This is a genomic window from Lacisediminihabitans sp., assembly GCF_043726815.1.
In the GTDB taxonomy this organism is placed as follows: Bacteria; Actinomycetota; Actinomycetes; order Actinomycetales; family Microbacteriaceae; genus Lacisediminihabitans.
This window is the reverse complement of record NZ_JAYSJZ010000074.1, coordinates 61,551-82,677: the sequence shown is the minus strand read 5'-3', so window position 1 is coordinate 82,677 and position 21,127 is coordinate 61,551. Positions and strand designations below refer to the sequence as shown.

Sequence of the window (21,127 nt, the reverse complement as noted above, 5' to 3'; positions counted from 1 at the left end):
GATGCCGGAGCCGTCGAAGCTGCTGGGCCCCGCGGAGATCCGCGACCTCGCCGAGTTGCTGGACATCCAGCCCACCAAGAAGCTCGGCCAGAACTTCGTCATCGACGCCAATACGGTGCGGCGCATCGTGAAGGCCGCGGGGGTGAGCGCCGGCGAGACCGTCGTGGAGGTGGGGCCGGGGCTCGGCTCCCTCACCCTCGGCCTGCTCGAGGTCGGGGCGTCGGTGGTGGCCGTGGAGATCGACAGGCGGCTCGCCGCCCAGCTGCCGGTGACGGTCGAGCTGTTCCGGCCGGACGCGCCGCTCACCGTGATCACGGCGGACGCCATGACGATCACCGAGCTGCCGGGGGAGCCGACGTCCCTCGTCGCGAACCTGCCGTACAACATCTCGGTGCCCGTGCTGCTGCACTTTCTCGAGTACTTCCCACGGCTCGCGTCCGGCCTCGTCATGGTGCAGTCCGAGGTGGGTCAGCGGATCGCGGCCACGCCGGGATCCAAGATCTATGGGAGCCCGAGCGTGAAGGCCGCCTGGTATGGCGTCTGGCGCACGGCCGGGCAGGTGAGCCGGCAGGTGTTCTGGCCGGTGCCCAATGTCGACTCGATTCTCGTGCGTTTCGAACGGCGAGAACAGCCGGGAACCGAGTCCGAGCGTCTCGCGACCTTCGCCCTCATCGACGCGGCCTTCCAGCAGCGGCGCAAGATGCTCCGGCAGTCGCTCTCGGTTGTTCTCGGGTCGAGCGCCGAGGCATCCGCCCGTCTGGAGGCGGCCGGGGTCGCCCCGACGGCCCGCGGCGAGGAGCTCACGGTGCTCGATTTTCTGTCCATTGCGCGGTCCGGTGCGTCCGAGGCGGTCGAGCGCGTCGGCTAGGTTGGAGTAATGACCACCGCGGCCGCTCCGAAGGTGGTTCACGCGCGCGCGCCCGGTAAAATCAATGTTTTCCTCAAGGTTGGCGCCCTGCTCCAGGACGGCTACCACGACGTCGCGACCGCCTATCAGGCCGTCTCTCTCAGCGAAGACGTGCGGGCGTCGGCCGCCGACGACTTCTCGGTGACCTTCAGCGGGCCGATCGACTCGTCGAAACTCGCCACCGGCGGAACGAACCTGGCCATCAAGGCGGCGAGGCTGCTCGCCCGCAAGGCCGGCTACCGCGGGGGTGTGCACCTCGAGATCGAGAAGCACGTGCCGATCGCCGGGGGAATGGGCGGCGGATCCGCGGATGCCGCGGCGACTCTCCTCGCCTGCGATGCGCTCTGGGGCACCGAGCTCTCGCGCGAGGACCTCCTCGATCTCGCCAAGCAGCTCGGGTCGGACGTTCCGTTCGCGTTCACCGGAGGCACCGCCATCGGCACCGGTCGCGGCGACCAGCTGAGCCCGGCGCTCGCGAAGGGCCAGTTCCAGTGGGTGCTCGCCTTCGCCGACTTCGGTCTGAGCACGCCCCTCGTCTACAGCGAACTCGACCGGCATCGCGACCGGCATTCCCAGGACATCTTTCCGGCGGCCGTGCAGCCGCAGGTGGACGCCAATGTGCTTCAGGCGCTGCGCGCCGGCGACCCCCACATGCTCGCCGAGGTTCTGCACAACGACCTGCAGGCCCCGGCGCTGCACCTTGAGCCCGAACTCGCCAGGGTGATCGAACTCGGCGAGGAGAACGGCGCGCTCGCCGGCATGATCTCGGGCTCCGGCCCCACCGTCGCCTTCCTCGCGGCGAACCTGGACGGCGCCCTCGAGCTGCAGATCGCCCTGAGCGCGGCCCGGCTCACGGTCGTGCGCGCGACGGGCCCGGTGCACGGCGCCCGCATCCTCAGCGCCTGAGCCGTCCGCCCCGAGTCGGGGCGCGCCGCGCACCTCTCGCGTTTGGTCGGGTCCGCTCGGTTCGTTTCTCCTCTTTTCACCACTGCATCCCGCACATCAGCTCCGCCACAGCGCGGCGAGCGGGCGCGCGGGGCGCGCCGCGCGTGGGGGATCGCCTCAGCGTCGGTGACGGATCACGTTGACGCCCGTGAACGCCCACTCGGAGTCGACCCGGTAGCCGAGCCGCTCCAGCTTGACCGTCACGCTCGACCGCCAGTCCTGATTGGTGCTGGTACCAGCCAGACGACGGCGGTGTCGTCGAGTCGCGCGGTGACCGCGTCGAGCGGATACCTGGTCTCCCAGAGACGGCCGGTCTCGGCGGCCGGTGTCTTGAGCTTCACGTCGATGAGTCCGTCGAAGGCGTCGGGGTATGAGACCGCGATCACGCGCGTCGTGGCGGAGGCGTGCCGACGCACCGGGCCGTAGATGACAGCCTGCGGAGTGCTCATCGGTTCGTTCGCTCGCTCGGCCGAGACGAGCGCGGCGACATCGCTCCACGACGACTCCTGTTTGGCCTCCGGTGCCCGCTGCGCCAGGTAGTGCGGCAGGGCGAGGGCAAGGCATGCCGCGATGACGACCGCGATGAGCCGGCGGCGGCGAAGCGCGGCCACGGCCACCGCCATGAGCGCCGCGGCGGCGGGCGTGACGAAGGTGAGGTAGCGCGGCGAGTACAGGGGCGAGACGAGCATCGACGCGACGAGGAGACCCATCGTGGGCACGACGATCCAGGGCAGCGTGATCGCCAGCAACGATGGGCCGGGCGACCACCGCTCCGGCGGGGTCGTCCGTGCGCGCGACCGTCGCGTCGACCGCAGCGCGAGCAGCACAGCGCCGAGGGCGACGAGCAGCCAGCCCACGGCCGCGAAGAGCGGGTTCTTGTAGAACAGCTGGGTGACGAAAATGCCGCGCAGCGTGGTCGGGCCGATCGGATCGATCCAGCTCACCTGCCCGGATTGGGCGACGACGACCGCGGCGAAGGGGAGCAGGAGAACGGCGGCGGACGCGGACGCGATGGCCCAGCGGCCGAGGGAGCGCGAGGAATGCCCGGGGCGCGTCGCGTTGCCGCGTCTTTCGGCCAGCCAGGTGAGGGCGGCGGTGACCCCGTGCGCCGCCACGATGAGCGCGAGGTAGGCGAAGAAGACCGTGCCGAGCGCCGCAAAGAGACCGTAGGACACCCACCAGCGGGTTCGGCCCGACCGCCAGGCGGAGACGAAGACGGTGGTCAGCGCGACGGCGAACAGGGCGGTCGCTGCGTAGGAGCGGCCCTCGGCGCCGGCCCAGGTGATCCTGGGCAGCAGCACGAGCAGCAGGCCGGCCAGCACGGCGACGCGGCCGCTCGAGAGTCGGCGAACGAGCAGCACGGTGGCGGCGGCGGCCGCCCCGGTCGCGAGGGCGCTCGGCAGGCGGAGGGTGAACGGCGTGTAGCCGACGAGGTCGAACCAGAGGTGCATGACGCCGTAGTAGAGGCCGTGCACGGCGTCCACGGTGCCGAGCATGCTCCAGAGCTGGGGCCAGCTGCGGGTCGTTGCCGAGATGGTGGCCGCCTCGTCGTACCAGATCGAGGGCTGCCAGGAGAGAAGCGCGGTGATCACCACGCCGAGGGCGCCGATGGCGAGCGGGCCGAGCCAGCGCCGGGGCCGAGCGGTGGGGCTCGCGGTGGCGGAGGGAGCCTGGCGTTCGAGAACGCTCATCCGGTCACCGCCTCTCGAGTTCGGTAGTGCTGCTAAAGGGTGCCACAACCACGAAACGAGGGGTCCGAAGCGCTGGGCGCTACGGACCCCTCGGGGTCTCGATCTGACTACTTGGCGATCACGGTGATCTTGGCGATACCGACGAGCAGCTGCGACTTGACGGCATCCGTCTTGAAGGTCTTGTCGAGCAGGTCGGCCGCGTCAGCGGAGATGTGCACCGTCGTGCCCTCGAGGATGGCGTTGTTGCCGTCCATCTGGAGCGGCTTGAGCGTTCCACCGTAGAGGTTGAACAGGTCGACCTGGGTCGCCGCGGAGGTGCCGTTGACCGAGACATCACCGTAGAGGAGCGACTTGCCCGGGTCGATGGTGAAGTTGGTCAGTTCGACCTTGGTCGCACCGGCGGTGAGCGAGAAGCCCGATCCCTCGTGCTTGATGGTGCCCTGGACGTACGGGCGGAGCTTCTTGGCCGGGTCGTAGTAGTCCACGTTTCCACCGGTGATCGGGAAGTGCAGGCTGCCGTCGACGAGCGTCGCTGTTCCGACGGTTCCGGCGGTCAGGCCGAGGCTCTTGAGGGCGGCGGCGAAGTTGGCGTCGAGCAGCACGGCGGTGTCGACACCGGTGAGGCTCGGGATGGACGCCAGCGGCTTCTGCGCGGCGGGAGCCGCGGAGGCCTTGGTGCCGGTTGAGGTGTCGGTGCTCGCGGTGCTGGAGCAAGCCGCGAGGCCCGCAACGAGGAGGCCGGCGGTGATGATCCCGATTGTTGCCTTGTGGAAGTTGCGCATGATGTGATCCTTTGTCTGTGGCTCGCCTTGGTGACAAGCGGTTCTGGTAGTGAGTTCGGCCCCCTGCGCGAATCGGTTTGGAATTGTCCCCGGCTGTTATCGTTCCGTTACCTTCGCGTCGCGCTCGCGGCATCCGCCCCCGGCTCTGACAACGCAGGAGAATCGCGGTAATCCGCCGCGATCCCGGGGTCTTTGCGGTGATTGGACGCGGATCTCCTGCGTCTTCAGACACGCGGGCAGACACGCGCGCAGACACGCCGGTGGATGCGGGGGCGTCTACCGGGGCGCGGCGCGGAGGCGGGATGCCGCCCGCGTCACCGGGCCCCACAGGCGGGCCCGACCATCCGGACCGGTGCGCCAGAGGGCCATCGCCACGATCACCACGATCGCGACCGAGATCGCGACCTGCGAAACCGCGTGAGACGGGATGAGCAGCCGCACGGTGAGCGCGAGGGGCACGGCCGACCACTCCCAGCGTCCGCTCAGCGCGATGAACGGCACGAGCAGCAGCGCGTACCAGGGGTAGCGCGGGCTCACGATGAGCAGCGTCGTGCCGATCATCACCACCTGGCCGAGCCACGGGCGTTCCGGGTCGGTCTTCCACCACACGAGCACCGCCGTGACGGCGAGCAGCACCGCCGCGACGGCGAGGGCGGCGGCCTTCGGCACGAACAGGGTCAGCAGGGTGAAGCGGCTCCCGCTGTTGTAGCCCTCCTCGGAGAGGTAGCCGGGCAGGTAGCCGAGCACCGCGATTCCGGTGGTCGCCACGTAGGGCACGTACAGCAGCGCGAAGGTGACGATCGCCGCGGTCGCGACCTTCCACGGCTGCCGCCGTAGCAGCGCGGGCGCCGCGATCACCGGGATGAGCTTGGCCGCGATGGCCGCGCCGAGCGCGATGCCGCCGCGAAAGCGCAGTCCGCGGGCCACGGCAAGGGTGGCCACGACCACGAGCAGGGTCCCCAGCACGTCGATGTGCGAGTTCGTCACCGCCTCGGTGGCCACGAGCGGGCTCCACGCCCAGAGCGCGGCCCAGCGCGGGTCGATCCCGCGGCGCCGCATCGCCGCGATCAGCAGCAGCGTGATGCCGACGCTCATCAACAGGCCCGTGAGTTGCAGCGGCCAGTATTCGGCCCCCGGACCCGTGACGAAGCGCACGGCGGCGAAGAACAGCTCGCTCGTCGGCGGATAGATGGTCGGCACCGTCGACCGGTTGAGGGCGGTGCAGAACACCTCGTGCGACGGCCGCGACGACGTGAGGTGGGTGCGTGGCTGGGTGCAGCGCTGGGTGCCGTCGGCGTTCTCGACTGCGGCGGGGAACAGCCAGTCCGGCCGCAGGTCGGCGAGCGCGTCGTCGACGGGCACATAGCGGTAAGGCGAGATCCCGGCGTTCTGCACGATGCCATCCCAGGCGTAGCGGGCGGAGTCCGTGCTCGTGTTGGGCGGGCCGGCCATCGCCGCTCCGCCGAGCAGCACCGAGCCGGCCACGATCAGCGCCACGGCCGCCCGGGCCGGAACCCGCCGCAGCAGAACGACGGCCGCGGCGAAGAGCACCCAGAGGGCGGCGGTCGCGGCGAGGAGGGCGAGCGGCCTGTCGCTGTCGAAGTAGCCGAGCGCCGAGACCGAGACGGCGGTGATCGCCGCCATCGCGGCGAGCAGCACGGAAACGATCGCGACTCTCACCCGCTTATCCTGTCGCACCGGTGGCGGCGTCGACCGGCGGCGGGACGGTGCCGTTCCCGAACCGTAAGATTTGGCACGCCGTGTAGCGGTACTCGGGATGCTCAAATGGGAACATGCGCCGCCTCCTGCTCGATGCCCGACGGATCCTCCGCGCGCCGTCGCGCAATCCGCGTTCGGCGGTGGTGCTCGGCCGCCTGCTCGCCATCGCCTTTCTCGTCTGCTTCGGCACCGGGTTGTACAGCCACTTCCTGCAGCAGCCGCTGCCGTGGATGGTGTTCGCCACCCGGCCGGCCTGGCTCTACCAGCTCAGCCAGGGCATTCACATCACCGCGGGCATCGCCTGCTTCCCGCTCATCCTCGGCAAGCTCTACGCCGTGTTCCCCGAGCTGTTCCAGAGCCCACCGATCCGCGGCTTCGCGCACTTCCTCGAGCGGGCCTCGATCGCGATCTTCGTCGCGGCGTCGCTCGTGCAGATCTCCACAGGGCTGCTCAACACCTACCAGTGGTACCCGTTCCCCTTCCCGTTCAAGCAGGTGCACTTCGCTCTCTCGTTCGTGATCATCGGGTCGCTCGCCATCCACATCGCCGTGAAGCTCCCGGTGATCGCCCGCTACTGGACCCGCAAGAACAGCTTCGACGCGGAGGGCAACCTCGTGCTCGACGCGGAAGAGACTGCCGCACCCGAGACTGCCGCGCCCGAGACTGCCGCGCCCGAGACTGCCGCACCCGAGACTGCCGCACCCGAGACTGCCGCACCCGAGACTGCCGCACCCGAGACTGCCGCGCCGGAGAGGGCCGCGACGGGACTCACCGGCAGGCTGGTGAACTGGATCGACACGGCGCCCCCGCGGGAACCCCGCGTCTCGAGGCGCGGCTTCGTCACCACCATCGGAGTCGCGACCGCGGCGGTGGTGGCCCTCACCGCCGGCCAGTCCTTCCGCGTGCTCGACGGCATCAACGTCTTCGCCCCGCGCAAGCAGGGCACCGGGCCGAACGCGCTGCCGGTGAACCGCACGGCGCGCGCCGCCCAGGTGACGAGCGACGACGTGGCGGGGGGCTGGGCGCTCACGGTCTCCCGGGGCTCCACCGCGAAGAGCTTCAGCCTCGCCGACCTCGCCGCGCTGCCGCAGCACCGGGTTGACCTGCCGATCTCCTGCGTGGAGGGCTGGAGCCAGCTCGCCTCCTGGCGTGGCGTTCGGTTGCGCGACCTGATGGACAGCGTCGGGGCCCACCCCGACGAGGACCTCCGGCTCACCAGCCTGGAGAAGCGGGGCGGCTACCGCGTCACCGAGATGGGGGCGGAGTTCGTGCAGGATGACCTCACCCTCGTCGCCCTCGAACTCAACGGCGAGCCGCTCGACCTCGACCACGGCTACCCCGCCCGCATGATCGCGCCCGGCCGGCCCGGCGTGCTGCAGACCAAGTGGCTGTCGAAACTGGAGGTGATCTGATGAAGGCCTGGCGTTCCGCCCTCGTCATTCTCGGCGTGCTGCTCACCCTGTTCGGGGCATACGTGATGCTCGACACGGTGAAGCCCGTGAAGATCGCCGGCGTGGCGCTGTGGTTTCTCGCCGCGCTCATCCTGCATGACGGCATCATCGCGCCGATCGTGTTCGGCGTCGGATTCGCGCTGCGCAAGGTCGGCCGATCGATTCCGGTCGCCGTGCTGGCGATACTCCAGGCCGGGCTCGTCGTCGCGTCGGTGTTCGCCATCATCGTGCTGCCGGCCGTCTACAAGAAGACCCTGGGCACGAAGAACCCCACCGTGCTGCCGTTCGACTACGGCACTCGCCTCGTGATCGTCTGGGTGGCGGTGGCGGTGCTCACCGCCGCGGCGATCGCGGTCTACCTCGCGATCGCGAAGCGGCAGAACGCTCGGCCGTCGATCTCCCAGGCCTGATCGAGCACCAGGCCGACCCTCGAGGCGCGTGCCACGAGGGCGTCCCGTCCGATCTCGGCCCACGGGAACTCTGCGCTCTGGTGGCCGTGGATGTCGATGATCGTGCCATCGTAGCTGTGGTCGCGGAGCGGGTCACGGTGAACCTCCACGATGACGATGCCCTCGGGGTCGAGGAGCTCGACACAGCGCGCGAGCAGGGCTGACGGGTCGCCGCCGATGCCGATGTTGCCGTCCACGAGGAGCGCAAGCCGCCAGGCGCCCTCCCGCGGCAGGCGCTCGAAGACCGAGCGCTTGAGCACGGTGAGGCCGGACTCGCGGGCGATCTCCACCGCGGTCGGCGAGACGTCGACCCCGAGGGCGGTGAGCCCGAGCATCATGGCGGCGCGCACCATGCGGCCGGGACCGCAGCCGATGTCGAGCACGGCGCCCGTCGCGCCGGCGAGCAGGCTCATGTCGGTGATGTTCGCGTGGTCGTTCCAGCGCGAGATGTCCATGGACGAGGAGGGGGCGAGGGAGTCGGAACTCGCGTCGCGCAGGTAGAGCACCTCGTCGTCACGCCGCAGCGCGCGGGCGTATGGTTCGGCGCCACCGGAGCCGAAGGTGCCGAACGCCGGGGCGCTCATCGCGTGCCCGCCGCGCTGCCTGTACCCGCGCTGCCGAAGCCGGCGAGGGTGGAGGCGAAGCTGCCGTTCGGGGCGATCTCCGCCACGGCGTGGGCGTCAGCGATGGTGTCGACGTCCACGAGTTCGGGGAGCAGGCGCACCCGCAGGCCGGCGTCCGAGAGTCGGGCGAGCTGGAGGGCGCCGGTGTCGTCGCGCGACATGGGAACCCCGCGGATGAGGTCGCCGCGGGGGTCGGCGAGGGCGAGGGTCCAGTACCCGCCATCGTTAGCGAAGCCGAGCCAGGCATCCACGTCGTCCGGCCAGTCTTCGAAGACCGGCTGGAGCATCCGCTGCTCAAGCTGGGGTGTGTCCATGCCGATCAGCACCGTCGGTCCAGAACATTGGTCGAAAATTGCTCCCAGTCGCACGTCCAGCTCCCCGCTCACTTGGTGAATCACTTCGTATGATTCGGAGCCGAGCGGCAAATGGTTGCCCTCGAAGGCCAGAATTCGCCGGGTGGCCGGGAGGCCGGCCACGGCAGCGAGGGTGTCGGCGAGGCTCGCGGCGGCCAGGGTCGCCGCCTGCTCGAGCGTGAGCGGAGGGTGCAGGCGGGTCTTGACCTTGCCCGGGAGGCACTCCTTGGCGATGAGGATGAGGGTGGTCACGCCCCCTCGCCCCTCAGCAGGCGGGACATGTCCTGCACCGCGATGACGGTGCCGCGGATGGTGCCGGTCACCTTCGACCGGCCGACCCGGGGCGCGTACGGGGTGTCGATCTCGGCCACGGTCCAGCCGGCCGAGGCCGCCCGGAGCACCATCTCGAGCGGATAGCCGCTTCGGCGGTCGGCGAGTCCCAGGGAGAGCAGGGCCTCCCGGTCGGCGGCGCGCATCGGCCCGAGATCGTGCAGGCGAATGCCGGTGGCGGTGCGCATCATCCTGGCGAGCGCGAGGTTGGCGATTCTCGCGTGCAGCGGCCACGCGCGGGCGGTGGTGGGACGTCGCCGGCCGAGGGCCAGGTCGGCCGCCCCGCTCGTCACCAGGTCGACGAGCCCGACGAGGTCGGCGGGATCCATCGACGCGTCGGCGTCGCAGAAGGCGACGATCGGCGCGGTCGCGGCGAGCAGTCCGGCGTGCGCGGCCGACCCGAAGCCGCGCCGGGCCTCGTGCACGACGAGCGCGCCGCCCTCCGCCGCGACCTCGGCCGAGCGGTCGGTGGATCCGTTGTCGACGACGATTGCGCGGTAACCCTCCGGCAGTCGTGAGAGCACCCACGGCAGGGCGCGTTCCTCGTTGAGGCACGGGAGCACGACGTCGACCAAAGGGGGCACCCCTCGAGCGTAGGAGAAAGTACGGTACGAACCGTGTTGAAACTATTACGAACCGAGGACCGATTGGCCGGCGGACCCCGGCTCGAGGCATTTCGGTCGGGAGGCGACCTATCCTGATGGAGTGTCCACCTCATCGACGGTCAGCCCCGCGCGGCCGGACCCGCTCAAGGAGCGGCGCATCCTGGTGGTGGATGACGACCCCACCGTCTCCGAGGTCGTCTGCAGCTACCTGAGATCGGCCGGTTTTCTCGTGGACGAGACCGCGGACGGGCTCAGCGCCGTGGAGATCGCCAGGCGCACCCGCCCCGACCTCATCGTGCTCGACCGCATGCTCCCCGGCATCGACGGTCTCGAGGTGTGCCGCCGCATCCGCGCCGACCGGGCGGTTCCGGTGATCATGCTCACCGCCCTGCGCGAGGAGGACGACCGCATCGGCGGCCTCGAGGCCGGGGCCGACGACTATCTGGCCAAGCCGTTCTCGCCCCGCGAACTCGTGCTGCGCGTGCAATCGATCCTGCGTCGCACCCTGGCGGAGTTCACCCCGGAGTCGGCCGTTGACGTGGGCGGATTCCATCTCGACGTGTCGTCGAGGCAGGTGTTCCGCGACGGGGCAGAGCTCACCCTCACGGTGCGCGAGTTCGACCTGCTCGCGTTCCTGATCCGGCACCCGCGCCAGGTGTTCAGCCGCGAGGACCTGTTGCGGGCCGTCTGGGGTTGGGAGTTCGGCGACCTCTCCACCGTCACCGTGCACGTACGCCGGCTGCGCGAGAAGATCGAGCCAGACCCGGCGCATCCGACCATTCTCGCCACCGTCTGGGGCGTGGGCTACCGGTTCGACGCGGGGGAGGCGACGCCGTGATGAGTCTCGCCGACCTCGCGGTCGTCTCGGCGATGGCCCTCGGCTGTGCCGTCGTGGTGGGGCTCGTCTCCCTCGTCGTGCTGCGGTTCATGTCCCGCGCGTCCCTCGTGCTCCAACTCTGCGTGATCGCGCTCGCGGCCGTGCTCTCCATCGCCGGCGGCATGTGGCTTGCCGCGACGGCGATGTTCGTGACGCCGGGGGACCTCACCGTGCTGCTCTCGGTGGCCGTGATCGCCGGAGTGGTGTCGCTCGCGCTGGCCGCGGTGCTCGGGCGTGCGCTCGTGCGCAACAGCCGCCAGCTCATCGCCGACGCCAGGCGGATCGGCACGGCCGAGGAACTCGAGGGCGGCGCCCGGCACAGCAACAACGAGTTCGCGGCCCTCGCCGACGAGCTGTCGGCCACGAGCCGGAGGCTCGCGGAGTCCCGGTCGCGGGAGGAGCGGGTGGAGAACTCCCGGCGCGAGCTCGTCGCCTGGATTTCGCACGATCTGCGCACCCCGCTCGCCGGCATCCGGGCGATGGCCGAGTCGCTCGAGGACGGGATGGCGAGCGAGCCTGCCCGCTACTACGCGCAGATGCGCACCCAGGTCGACCGGATGAGCGGCATGGTCGACGACCTCAACGAGCTCTCCCGCATCCACTCCGGCAGCCTGCGGCTCTCCCTGCAGAGCGTGTCACTCTACGACCTGATCAGCGATGTCGTGGCCGAGCTCGGCCCGTTCGCCCAGTCCCGGTCAATCGGCCTCGTGGGCGATGGCGCGCGCGAGCTGACCATCCTCGCCGACCCGCGCGAGCTCTCCCGGGTGGTGGGCAACCTGGTGATGAACTCCATCCAGCACTCTCCGGCCGGAAGCCCGATCACCGTGTCCGCGCGGGAGACCGACGACGGCAACGCCATGATCTCGGTGATCGATGCCGCCGGCGGTATTCCCGAGAAGGACCTCGGCCGCGTGTTCGAGGCCGGCTGGCGGGCCTCGAACTCCCGAACCCCCGAGACCGCGACGAGCCGCTCCGGCGGCGCCGGCCTCGGCCTCGCCATCGTGCAGGGCATCGTCCACGCCCACAGCGGCCGCGTTGTCGTGCAGAACGTGCCGGGTGGCTGCCGCTTCGACGTGTTCCTGCCGAAGATTCCAGTGACGGCATGACTTCCTCCGGCACGGATGCCCGAAGCGGCATGAGCTCGCGGGCGGCGCAGTGGCTGGCCGCCCTCACCGGCGTCGTCGCTGCGCTCGTCGTGCTCGGCGTCGCGGAGGTCGTCGCGCTGCTCGTCGGACCGGCCGGGAGCCCCCTCTTCGCCGTCGGTTCGCTCGTGATCGACCTCGTGCCGCCCGGGGTGAAGGAACTGGTGATCTCGCTCTTCGGCACCGGGGACAAGGCCGTGCTGCTCACCGTGCTCGGCGCGCTCGTGGTGGTGCTCGCGGGCCTGGCCGGGGCGCTCGAGGCCCGCCGACCGCCCTGGGGCGTCGTGATCTTCGGAGCCGCCGGGCTGCTCGCCGTGATCGCGGTGCTCACCCGCGCCGGGGCCAGCGGTCTCGACGGCGCCCCCACCATCGTGGGCGCCGTCGCCGGAATCGTGGTGCTGCGCATCGGCATCCGGCGTCTCGCACGCTGGCGTCTGGCGGCGCGCCCCCGAAGCGACGCGGCCGGCCCCCAGGTGGAGCGCCGCAGCTTCCTCACCCTCACCATCGTGGCCGGGGCGGCCTCCCTCCTCGTGGGTGCCGGGGCCCGGGCGATGAACGCCGGCGCCACGGCCGTGACCCAGGTGCGCAACCGGCTCGTGCTGCCGAAGGCGGCCACGGCCGCGCCGCCGGTCGCGCCGGGAGCGGAGCTCGACATCCCGGGCCTCACCCCGATCGTCACGCCCAACGCCGACTTCTACCGCATCGACACGGCGCTGCAGGTGCCGTCGATCGACTCGAGCACCTGGAGGCTCAAGGTCACCGGCCTGGTCGAGAACCCGATCGAGATCGACTTCGCCGAGCTGCTGGCCAAGCCGCTCATCGAGCACATGGCCACCCTCACCTGCGTCTCCAACGACGTCGGAGGCAACCTCATCGGCAACGCGCTCTGGCTCGGCTACCCGATCAGGGAGCTCCTCAAGCTCGCCGTGCCCAAGGCGGGCGCCGACATGGTGCTGTCCACGAGCGTCGACGGGTTCACCGCCGGCACGCCCCTCGACGTTCTGCAGGACGACGGCACCGAGGCCCTGCTCGCCGTGGGGATGAACGGCAAGCCGCTGCCGCTCGAACACGGCTTCCCCGTGCGCATGGTCGTTCCCGGCCTCTACGGCTACGTCTCGGCCACCAAGTGGCTGGTGGAGCTGGAGGTCACGAGGTTCGCGGATGCTCAGGGCTACTGGACCCCGCGCGGCTGGTCGGCTCGCGGCCCGATCAAGCTCTCGTCGCGCATCGACACCCCGGCGGAGGGCGCGCGGGTGGACGCCGGACAGGTCGCGATCGCGGGCGTCGCCTGGGCCCAGCACACCGGGGTGCAGCGCGTGGAGGTGCAGATCGACGGCGGGCAGTGGGCGGAGGCGACGCTCGCCGACTCGATCTCCGCCGACACCTGGCGCCAGTGGGTGTACCGCTGGGACGCCACGAGGGGTAGCCACACCGTTCGGGTGCGGGCGACGGACGCGAACGGCGTCACCCAGGGCAAGACCTACGTGCCGCCAGCCCCCGACGGCTCGGAGGGCTGGCACGAGATCTCGTTCTCGGTCTAGCTCCGCACCGCGCGGCGCAACGGCGAGGCCGCGAACTCGCGCATGCCGTCCTCGAACGAGACGGACGGACGCCAGCCGAGCTCCGTCCGGAGCCTCTCGGACGACGCGGTGATGTGCCGCACGTCGCCTAGCCGGTACTCGCCGGTGACGACCGGCGGCAGGCCGCCCGTGTGACGGCTCAGCTGCTCGGCGAGTTCGCCGATGGTGTGGACCTCGCCGCTGCCGACGTTGAAGGCCCGGAACGTGCCGACGCTGCCCGCACCGGTCGCCTCGATCGCGGCCAGGTTCGCACTCGCCACATCGAGGGAATGCACGAAGTCGCGGCGCTGCCGGCCGTCCTCGAAGACGCGCGGTGCCTCGCCGCGGGCGATCGCCGAGCGAAACAGCGAGGCGACGCCGGCGTACGGGGTGTTCTGCGGCATCCCCGGGCCGTACACGTTGTGGTAGCGCAGCGCGATCGCCGTGCCTCCGGTGGCGCGGACCCACGCGCTGGCGAGGTACTCCTGGGTGAGCTTGCTCACCGCGTACACGTTGCGCGGGTCGAGCGGGGCGTCCTCGCGGATGAGCACCGGCTCGAGCAGTTCGCCCTGCTCGTCCACCGGGTCGAAACGGCCGGCGTCGAGATCCTCGACGCGACGCGGTTCTGGCCTCGCCGCGCGCCCGGCCGCGTCGCGGTAGTTGCCCTCGCCGTAGACCACCATGGAGGACGCGACGACCAGCCGGCGAACTCCGGCCTCGGCCATCCCGGCGAGAAGCACGGCCGTTCCGTGGTCGTTGCTGCCGACGTAGTCCGGGGCATCGGAGAAGTCCACGCCAAGGCCGACCTTCGCTGCCTGGTGGCTCACGACATCCACGCCGAACAGGGCGACGGCGAGCGCGTTGGGGTCGCGCACGTCCGCGTGCACGAATTCGACCCGCGGGTCTGGCACGTATCCCGCGCCGTGCACGTCTGGCCGAAGCGAGTCGAGCACGCGCACCCGCCAGCCTCGGGCGAGGGCGGTCTCGACGATCGCGGATCCGATGAAACCGGCGCCGCCGGTGACGAGAAGTCGGGTCATGGTGTGCTCCTGGAGAGGACGGCGGCGACCGCGTCCGGCGCGATGAGTTCGCGCGGCGCGAAGTCGCCGGGGAGGGCTCGGATGATGGTCTCGATGGCGGCGACGATGCGCGGCTGCGCCTCGGCGAGCCTTGCGAGCACGAGTTGGTGGCTCACGGCATCCGGATCCTCCGGGCCGGCGGCCGGCGCGAGACCGGCGTCGCTGTCGGTGACGAAAGAGAGGTTGACCGTGTCGATGTTCAGCTCGGCGGCCAGCGGAACCTCCGGGTACATGGTCATGTTGACGGTGTGCGCGCCGGCCGCCCGGAACCAGAGCGACTCGGCCCTGGTGGAAAAGCGGGGGCCCTGGATGACGACGACGGTGCCGCTGTCCATCAGCTTCTCGTGGGCGAGGGCTCGCTTCGCGATGTCGTGCAGCTCGGGGCTGAACGGGTCGGCGGCGGCGAGGTGCTGCACGGAACCCTCGTCGTAGAAGGTGTCCGCGCGGCCGCTGGTGCGGTCGATGAACTGGTCGGTGAGCACGAGCGTGCCCGGCGGGTACTCGGGGCTGACGCCGCCCACTGCCGAACTGGAGAGGATCACCTTCACGCCGAGGGAGGCCAGCGCCCAGATGTTCGCGCGGTAGTTGATGAGGTGGGGCGGCACGGAATGGTCGCTGCCGTGGCGGGTGATGAACGCCGCCGTGCGTCCGCCGAGTTCGCCGATCGTCACCTCGACGGGGCCGTACGGGGTGGAGACGCGCCTGGACTCCGACAACTCGGGGTCGAACAGGCGGTAGAGGCCGGAGCCCCCGATGATCGCGACGGTTGCTACAGAGCTCATCCCCCCAGTCTCCCAGACGAGTCTGCGCGCCCGCCGCTCGCCCGCCGCGCCGCAGCCGTCGTGGCGGGGGATATCTCGTGCGGCGGGGGATACGTCGTGGCGGCGGGGGCGTGCCTCCCTCCGCGACCACCTTTCCCCGCCGGAGGGCGTTCCTTCCCCCGCCGCCACTGGAATGGGGCCGGGGCGGCGGTCGACATGGCAGAGGAGCGCCGCGATGTCTCCCTCCGCGGGGTCGGGTCTCCCTCCGCGGGAGAGGTCGGTCGCGGAGAACCCCCGCGGGACGAAAGCGCCACCGGCGGGGAGCCCGCGCGGCAGCGAGTAAACTCGCTGGGTGGCACATCTTCTGGGAGCCGAGTCCCTTCATCTCGAATATCCCACCCGCGTCATCTTCGACAAGATCACGATCGGGCTCAATGAGGGCGACCGCATCGGCGTCGTCGGACGCAACGGCGACGGAAAGTCGACCCTCCTCAGCCTGCTCGCCGGCCGCATCGAGCCGGACTCCGGCCGGGTCACCCGCCGCAACGGCGTCACCCTCGGCATGCTCGACCAGGGCGACGAACTCGACGACAGCATCGTCGTGCGCGACGCCATCGTCGGCGACAAGGACGAGCACGAGTGGGCCGGGGATGCCCGCGTGCGCGACGTTATCGACGGACTGCTGCGCGACCTCCCGTGGGAGGCCACCCTCGGCGAACTCTCGGGAGGGCAGCGCCGGCGGGTCGGACTCGCCAAGCTCCTCGTGGGCGACTGGGACGTCATCTTCCTCGACGAGCCCACCAACCACCTCGACATCGAGGGCATCGCCTGGCTCGCCGGGCACCTCAAGAAGCGCTGGTCGCCGAACGCCGGCGGCCTCATCGTCGTGACTCACGATCGGTGGTTCCTCGACGAGGTGTCCACGGACACCTGGGAGGTGCACGACCAGATCATCGAGCCCTTCGAGGGCGGATACGCGGCCTACATCCTGCAGCGGGTCGAGCGCGACACGATGGCGGCGACGATGGAGTCGAAGCGCCAGAACCTGGCCCGCAAGGAGCTCGCCTGGCTGCGCCGCGGTGCCCCGGCGCGCAGCACCAAGCCCAAGTTCCGCATGGATGCCGCCTACGACCTGATCGCAAACGAGCCGCCGCCGCGTGACACCGTCGCCCTCAGCCAGCTCGCCACGGCGCGCCTCGGCAAGGACGTCGTCGACCTCCTCGACGTGGGGGTCACCTACGGCGGCACGAAGGACGCGGACGGGCACGTCACCGGCGGCAAGCAGGTGCTGCGAGACATCGAGTGGAGGGTCGCGCCGGGAGAGCGCACCGGAATTCTCGGCGTCAACGGCGCCGGCAAGTCCACCCTGCTGAGCCTCATCGCGGGCACCCTGCAGCCCACCGTCGGCCGGGTGAAGCGGGGCAAGACCATCCGCGTCGCCATCCTGAGCCAGCAGCTCGGCGAGCTCGCCGACATCCTCGACGACCGGGTGATGGATGTCATCGCCCGCCAGAAGAGCTCGTACGTCACCGGCGGCAAGGAGCTCACCCCCGGGCAGCTGCTCGAGCGGATGGGCTTCATGACCGCCCAGCTCACCACCCAGGTGAAGGACCTCAGCGGTGGCCAGCGCCGCCGGCTGCAGCTGCTGCTGATCCTGCTGGGCGAGCCGAACGTGCTCATCCTCGACGAGCCCACGAACGACCTGGACACCGACATCCTCGCCGCCATCGAGGACCTGCTCGACTCCTGGCCGGGCACCCTGCTCGTGGTGAGCCACGACCGGTACCTGCTCGAGCGCGTCACCGACAACCAGTACGGCATCCTCGACGGCACGATGCGGCACCTGCCGGGCGGCGTCGAGCAGTACCTCAAGCTGCGCGCGGCTCAGGGTCCGGCCGGCGCGACAGTGTCCGAGTCGCACCGCTCGGACGGCAAGGCCACGGTCACCAGCATCAACTCCAAGGGGCACACGAAGCTCCTCGGCGCCGAGCTGCGAAACGCGCAGAAGGAACTCGGATCGGTGAGCCGGCGGCTGGAGAAGGTCACCACCCAGATCTCCGTCGTTCACGATCGCTTCGCCGCGCACGACCAGTCCGACTACCCGGGGCTCGCGAGCCTGCAGGCCGAGCTCAAGAAGCTCGAGGATTCGATGGCCGAGCTCGAGCTGCGCTGGCTCGAGCTCAGCGAGGTGCTCGAGGCCTGATCCCGCCGGCCCGGTCCGCCGTCAGAGGTGGATGCCGACCGCCTCGCCGAACGACTCGACGGTGCGGGCGACCACCTCGGCCGCCGGGGAGTTCCAGATCTCTTGGTTGAAGATCTCCACCTCCACGTCGCCCGTGTAGCCGGCGGCGGTGACCGCCGCGGTGATCGGACCGAAGTCGATGACCCCGTCGCCCGGGTAGTGCCGAGCGAGCAGCACGTCCTCGGGCAGCGGTGTCGCCCAGTCGCAGACCTGGTAGCTCGCAATGCGGCGGCCGGCGCCGGCGCGAAGGATCTGCGGCAGCAGCTCCGGATCCCACCAGAGATGGAAGGTGTCCACCACCACTCCCACGGTGCTCGCCGGGAACTGTTCGGCGATGTCGATGGCCTGGGCGAGGGTCGAGATCACCGCGCGGTCTGAGGCGTACATCGGGTGCAGGGGCTCTATCGCGAGGGTGACCCCCGCGGCGCTCGCGTGGTCGACCAGCTCGCCGACCGCATCCCGCACCCGTTCGCGGGCACCGGCCAGGTCGCGGGAGTGCGCCGGGAGGCCTCCGGCGACGAGCACGAGAGCCGGTGCGCCGATCGCCGCCGCCTCGTCGATCGCGCGCGCATTGGCGTCGATCGCCGCCCGGCGCTCCTCGCCCTCGGCGGCGGTGAAGAACCCGCCCCGGCAGAGGCTCGAGACCCGCAGCCCGGAGTCGTCGAGCAGCCGCCTCGTGAGGGCGAGGCCCGTCTCGGCGATCGGCTCGCGCCAGAGCCCCACGCTCGCGATGCCGGCGTCGACGGCGAGCCTCAGGGCGGTCTCGAGGGACTCGTACTTGATGGTGGCCTGGTTGAGGGAGAGCCGCGGATGTGCAGGGGCCGCCCCGTTCACGCGACGATTCCGTTCACCGCGAGCAGGTCGTTCCAGCGCGACGCCGCGAGCTCCGGCCGCTCGAGCGCGCCGCAGGCGTTGGCGAGGCGCACGATCTCGGAGAGGTGCGGGAGGCTGCGCGCGGCGTGCAGTCCGCCGACCATCGTGAACGAGGACTGGTGCCCGCCGAGCCAGGAGAGGAACGCGACTCCGGTCTTGTAATAGAAGGTGGGGGCCGAGAAGATCTGCCGGGACAGTTCCTCGGTGGGGCCGAGGATGCGCCGGTAGCCGGCCCGATCGCCCTCATCGAGGGCCTGGATGGCCGCCGATGCGTTCGGGGCGACGGCCGCGAACGCACCGAGCAGGGCATCCGAGTGCCGGGGCGTGGGGGAGGTCGGCTCGTCCCCGGCGATGAGTCCGACGTAGTTGAAGTCGTCCCCGGTGAACATGGTGACGGTCTCGGGAAGTCGAGACCGCACGGCGATCTCGGCCGATGCGTCGAGCAGGCTCATCTTGATGCCGGCGACGGCGCCGAGGTTCTCCTCGATGATCTGCAGCACGGTCGCGGAGGCCGCCGCCACGTCGCTCGAGCCGAAGTACCCCTCGAGGGTCGGGTCGAAGGCCGGACCGAGCCAGTGCAGCACGACCGGCGCCCCGGCGGCGGCGAGCACCTCCCGATAGACCCGACGGTAGTCCTCGGTCGAGCGGGCGGCCCGGGCCAGATGACGGCTAGCCATGAGCACGACGCCGACTCCGGCGTCCTCCGCGAAGTGCAGCTGCTCCGTGTAGGCGTCGATCACGGCCTCGAGCGGGATGAACTCGTCGTCGACGTGGTCGGTGTTGACCCCGACGACCAGCCGGCCGCCGACCGAGCGCGCCTCGGCGGCGCTGCGGGTGATCAGTTCGCGGGTGGCCGGCGGGTCGAGTCCCATGTTGCGCTGGGCGGTGTCCATGGCGTCCGCGACCCCGAGTCCCCACGACCAGACGTGGTGGCGGAAGGCGAGGGTGGCCTCCCAGTCGATCTCCGCGGGGGAACCCGGCGTGTTCCGCGCCCAGGCCCGCGGGATCACGTGGGCCGCCGCGTAGGCCACCCGCGAGGCGAGCGGCGCGGCCGGCCTCGTGAACGGGGGAGCGGGGTTGAGCGGTTCGGCGCTCGTGCTGCCGTCGGTCGAGAGCAGCCGCAGGTGCGTCATTGCTGAGCGGCGGGAAGAGACGGAACGGCCAGCGCGGGCAGGCTCACGACGGACAGGTCGATGCGGCGGCCGGTGAGCGAGCTGAGCAGCCCCTGTTCGGCGAGCTGCACGCCCCGCGCCCCCGCGAGGAAGTCGAAACGGTTGGGACCGTCATCCACCACATGGCGGATGAACTCCTCCCACTGGGTCTTGAAGCCGTTCTCGAACACGTCGTTTGTAGGCACCTCGAGCCAGTCGTGCGAGTAGTCGTGACTCTCGGCCAGATCCGGGTTCCAGACCGGCCGGGGCGTGGCGGTGCGCGGCTGGATCTTGCAGCCGAAGAGCCCGACGACGGCGCTGCCCAGGGTGCCGTCGACCTGGAACTCCATGAGCTCCTCGCGGTTCACCCGCACGGTCCAGCTCGAATTCAGTTGCGCGACGATGCCGCCCTCGAGCTCGAAGATGGCGTAGGCCGCGTCATCCGCCGTCGCCTCGAAGGCCACGTCGTTCTCGTCGACGCGCACCGGGATGTGGGTGACGGCCCTCGCGTAGACGGATTCGACTCGGCCGAACAGGTTCTCCAGCACGTAGTTCCAGTGCGGGAACATGTCAACGACGATGCCTCCGCCGTCCTGGCCGCGATAGTTCCAGCTCGGTCGCTGGGACCGCTGCCAGTCTCCCTCGAAGACCCAGTAGCCGAATTCACCGCGCACCGAGAGGATGCGTCCGAAGAAGCCGGAGGCGATGAGACGCTCGAGCTTCTGCAACCCCGGCAGGTACAGCTTGTCGTGAACCACCCCGTTCTTGACCCCGGCGGCCTCGGCCAGCACGGCGAGTTCGAGGGCCTCCTCGAAGCTCTCCGCCGTGGGCTTCTCGGTGTAGATGGCCTTGCCGGCCGCGATGGCCTTGCGGATCGCGGGCACCCGCGCCTTCGTCACGAGAAAGTCGGCGTAGATCTGCCAGCGGTCGTCGGCGAGGGCCGCGTCGAGGTCGGTCGTGTAGTGCTCGATGCCGTGCCGTTGGGCGAGCTCCCGCAGGGTGGCCTCGGTGCGCCCGACGAGGATCGGCTCCACCTGCACGCGGCCGCCGTCGGCCAGAAGCACCCCGCCCTGGTCCCGGATCGCGAGGATCGACCGCACGAGATGCTGGCGGTAGCCCATGCGCCCGGTCGCGCCGTTCATGATGATTCCGATTGTCGACTGTGACACGGGCGCGCTTTCTACGAACGGGACGGTGGGAGCGCCTCGTGCGGGAAAGCGCTTACCAAGGAGTGTATGGCGACGGGCCGGATCGCGCAAGTGACGATGGGGCATCGGTCGCGGCCGCGGCCGGTCGTCGTCGCGGCAGGGGGCGTGGTTGCCTACCCCACAGACTCCAGTTATGCAGGACAGCGTGTGCAGGACGCCTTATTCAGGACAGTTGTGCAGGACGCGACAGGGGTGTCGCGACCCGAACGGTCCCGATCTGCAGGACGCTCCCGTCGGTTCTGCATCTCTCGTCCTCGCTATCCGCCCGAGCCGTCCTACCCACGCTCGCCTGAACCCGTCCTGCAGAACCCGTCCTGCAGAACTGGAGTCTGCGGGGCGGGCACCCGGGACGCCGGAGCCGTCCTGCAGAAACCGACCTG

At 70.5% G+C, this 21,127-nt stretch carries 19 protein-coding genes; 8 read left to right on the top strand and 11 right to left on the bottom strand.

The features are described 5' to 3' along the window. The first annotated feature begins 1 nt into the window (after position 1). Positions 2-868 carry a 16S rRNA (adenine(1518)-N(6)/adenine(1519)-N(6))-dimethyltransferase RsmA gene (rsmA, locus tag ACHZD8_RS11320; protein WP_394770530.1) on the top strand — a complete coding sequence of 289 codons (867 nt, stop codon included), beginning with the start codon at positions 2-4 and terminating at the stop codon, positions 866-868. A gap of 9 nt (positions 869-877) precedes the next feature. Continuing rightward, on the top strand, positions 878-1,813 hold the full coding sequence (locus tag ACHZD8_RS11315) for a 4-(cytidine 5'-diphospho)-2-C-methyl-D-erythritol kinase (protein ID WP_394770529.1): 936 nt from the start codon (positions 878-880) through the stop codon (positions 1,811-1,813). A gap of 239 nt (positions 1,814-2,052) precedes the next feature. Here ACHZD8_RS11315 and ACHZD8_RS11310 read toward each other — a convergent pair whose 3' ends face one another. The 3 genes from ACHZD8_RS11310 to ACHZD8_RS11300 form a co-directional block, all read right to left on the bottom strand. Then, positions 2,053-3,543, bottom strand: coding sequence for a glycosyltransferase family 39 protein (locus ACHZD8_RS11310; RefSeq protein ID WP_394770528.1), 1,491 nt, complete (start codon positions 3,541-3,543; stop codon positions 2,053-2,055). Between the two features lie 107 nt (positions 3,544-3,650). Next, positions 3,651-4,325, bottom strand: a complete 675-nt coding sequence (locus ACHZD8_RS11305; RefSeq protein WP_394770527.1) for a hypothetical protein — start codon at positions 4,323-4,325, stop codon at positions 3,651-3,653. A gap of 276 nt (positions 4,326-4,601) precedes the next feature. Beyond that, positions 4,602-6,005, bottom strand: a complete 1,404-nt coding sequence (locus ACHZD8_RS11300; RefSeq protein ID WP_394770526.1) for a glycosyltransferase family 87 protein — start codon at positions 6,003-6,005, stop codon at positions 4,602-4,604. A 113-nt stretch (positions 6,006-6,118) separates the two neighbouring features. Between ACHZD8_RS11300 and ACHZD8_RS11295 the strand changes: the two genes are divergently transcribed. Next, complete coding sequence (locus ACHZD8_RS11295) at positions 6,119-7,456, top strand: molybdopterin-dependent oxidoreductase (protein ID WP_394770525.1); 1,338 nt, start codon at positions 6,119-6,121, stop codon at positions 7,454-7,456. Then, positions 7,456-7,905, top strand: coding sequence for a hypothetical protein (locus ACHZD8_RS11290; protein ID WP_394770524.1), 450 nt, complete (start codon positions 7,456-7,458; stop codon positions 7,903-7,905). Before ACHZD8_RS11295 ends, ACHZD8_RS11290 begins: the two co-directional genes overlap by 1 nt. Here the strand turns inward: ACHZD8_RS11290 and ACHZD8_RS11285 are convergent. Genes ACHZD8_RS11285 through ACHZD8_RS11275 form a run of 3 tightly spaced genes read right to left on the bottom strand, consistent with a single transcriptional unit; the run spans position 7,851 to position 9,834 of the window. Next, the gene (locus ACHZD8_RS11285) at positions 7,851-8,528 is read right to left on the bottom strand and encodes a class I SAM-dependent methyltransferase (RefSeq protein ID WP_394770523.1); all 678 of its coding nucleotides are present in this window, start codon (positions 8,526-8,528) and stop codon (positions 7,851-7,853) included. The genes ACHZD8_RS11290 and ACHZD8_RS11285 overlap by 55 nt on opposite strands. Beyond that, on the bottom strand, positions 8,525-9,172 hold the full coding sequence (locus ACHZD8_RS11280; protein WP_394770522.1) for a DUF2064 domain-containing protein: 648 nt from the start codon (positions 9,170-9,172) through the stop codon (positions 8,525-8,527). Before ACHZD8_RS11280 ends, ACHZD8_RS11285 begins: the two co-directional genes overlap by 4 nt. Continuing rightward, positions 9,169-9,834 carry a glycosyltransferase family 2 protein gene (locus ACHZD8_RS11275; RefSeq protein ID WP_394770521.1) on the bottom strand — a complete coding sequence of 222 codons (666 nt, stop codon included), beginning with the start codon at positions 9,832-9,834 and terminating at the stop codon, positions 9,169-9,171. Before ACHZD8_RS11275 ends, ACHZD8_RS11280 begins: the two co-directional genes overlap by 4 nt. A 121-nt stretch (positions 9,835-9,955) precedes the next feature. On the opposite strand from ACHZD8_RS11275, the gene ACHZD8_RS11270 reads away from it, so the two are divergent. The 3 genes from ACHZD8_RS11270 to ACHZD8_RS11260 are packed head-to-tail and all read left to right on the top strand — an operon-like array spanning position 9,956 to position 13,415. Next, entirely contained in the window at positions 9,956-10,693 is a 738-nt protein-coding gene (locus tag ACHZD8_RS11270) for a response regulator (protein ID WP_394770520.1), read from the top strand. Further along, positions 10,693-11,838 carry a sensor histidine kinase gene (locus ACHZD8_RS11265; RefSeq protein ID WP_394770561.1) on the top strand — a complete coding sequence of 382 codons (1,146 nt, stop codon included), beginning with the start codon at positions 10,693-10,695 and terminating at the stop codon, positions 11,836-11,838. The genes ACHZD8_RS11270 and ACHZD8_RS11265 overlap by 1 nt, the downstream gene beginning before the upstream one ends. Further along, positions 11,835-13,415 (top strand): molybdopterin-dependent oxidoreductase, encoded by a 1,581-nt coding sequence (locus tag ACHZD8_RS11260; protein WP_394770519.1) that lies wholly within the window; start codon positions 11,835-11,837, stop codon positions 13,413-13,415. The genes ACHZD8_RS11265 and ACHZD8_RS11260 overlap by 4 nt, the downstream gene beginning before the upstream one ends. On the opposite strand, the gene ACHZD8_RS11255 is transcribed toward ACHZD8_RS11260, so the two are convergent. Continuing rightward, positions 13,412-14,473: an NAD-dependent epimerase/dehydratase family protein gene (locus ACHZD8_RS11255; RefSeq protein ID WP_394770518.1), complete on the bottom strand. Its 1,062-nt coding sequence runs from the start codon at positions 14,471-14,473 to the stop codon at positions 13,412-13,414. The two genes, ACHZD8_RS11260 and ACHZD8_RS11255, sit on opposite strands and share 4 nt — an antisense overlap. Then, positions 14,470-15,294 carry an MTAP family purine nucleoside phosphorylase gene (locus ACHZD8_RS11250; protein WP_394770517.1) on the bottom strand — a complete coding sequence of 275 codons (825 nt, stop codon included), beginning with the start codon at positions 15,292-15,294 and terminating at the stop codon, positions 14,470-14,472. Before ACHZD8_RS11250 ends, ACHZD8_RS11255 begins: the two co-directional genes overlap by 4 nt. A 331-nt stretch (positions 15,295-15,625) precedes the next feature. Here ACHZD8_RS11250 and ACHZD8_RS11245 point away from each other — a divergent pair, with 331 nt between their 5' ends. Next, positions 15,626-17,476, top strand: a complete 1,851-nt coding sequence (locus ACHZD8_RS11245; protein ID WP_394770516.1) for an ABC-F family ATP-binding cassette domain-containing protein — start codon at positions 15,626-15,628, stop codon at positions 17,474-17,476. 21 nt (positions 17,477-17,497) lie between these two features. Here ACHZD8_RS11245 and ACHZD8_RS11240 read toward each other — a convergent pair whose 3' ends face one another. Genes ACHZD8_RS11240 through ACHZD8_RS11230 form a run of 3 tightly spaced genes read right to left on the bottom strand, consistent with a single transcriptional unit; the run spans position 17,498 to position 20,681 of the window. Beyond that, positions 17,498-18,349, bottom strand: a complete 852-nt coding sequence (locus tag ACHZD8_RS11240; RefSeq protein WP_394770515.1) for a sugar phosphate isomerase/epimerase family protein — start codon at positions 18,347-18,349, stop codon at positions 17,498-17,500. After that, positions 18,346-19,521, bottom strand: a complete 1,176-nt coding sequence (locus ACHZD8_RS11235) for a dihydrodipicolinate synthase family protein (RefSeq protein ID WP_394770514.1) — start codon at positions 19,519-19,521, stop codon at positions 18,346-18,348. Before ACHZD8_RS11235 ends, ACHZD8_RS11240 begins: the two co-directional genes overlap by 4 nt. Further along, positions 19,518-20,681, bottom strand: coding sequence for a Gfo/Idh/MocA family protein (locus ACHZD8_RS11230; protein WP_394770560.1), 1,164 nt, complete (start codon positions 20,679-20,681; stop codon positions 19,518-19,520). Before ACHZD8_RS11230 ends, ACHZD8_RS11235 begins: the two co-directional genes overlap by 4 nt. Positions 20,682-21,127: the final 446 nt, after the last annotated feature.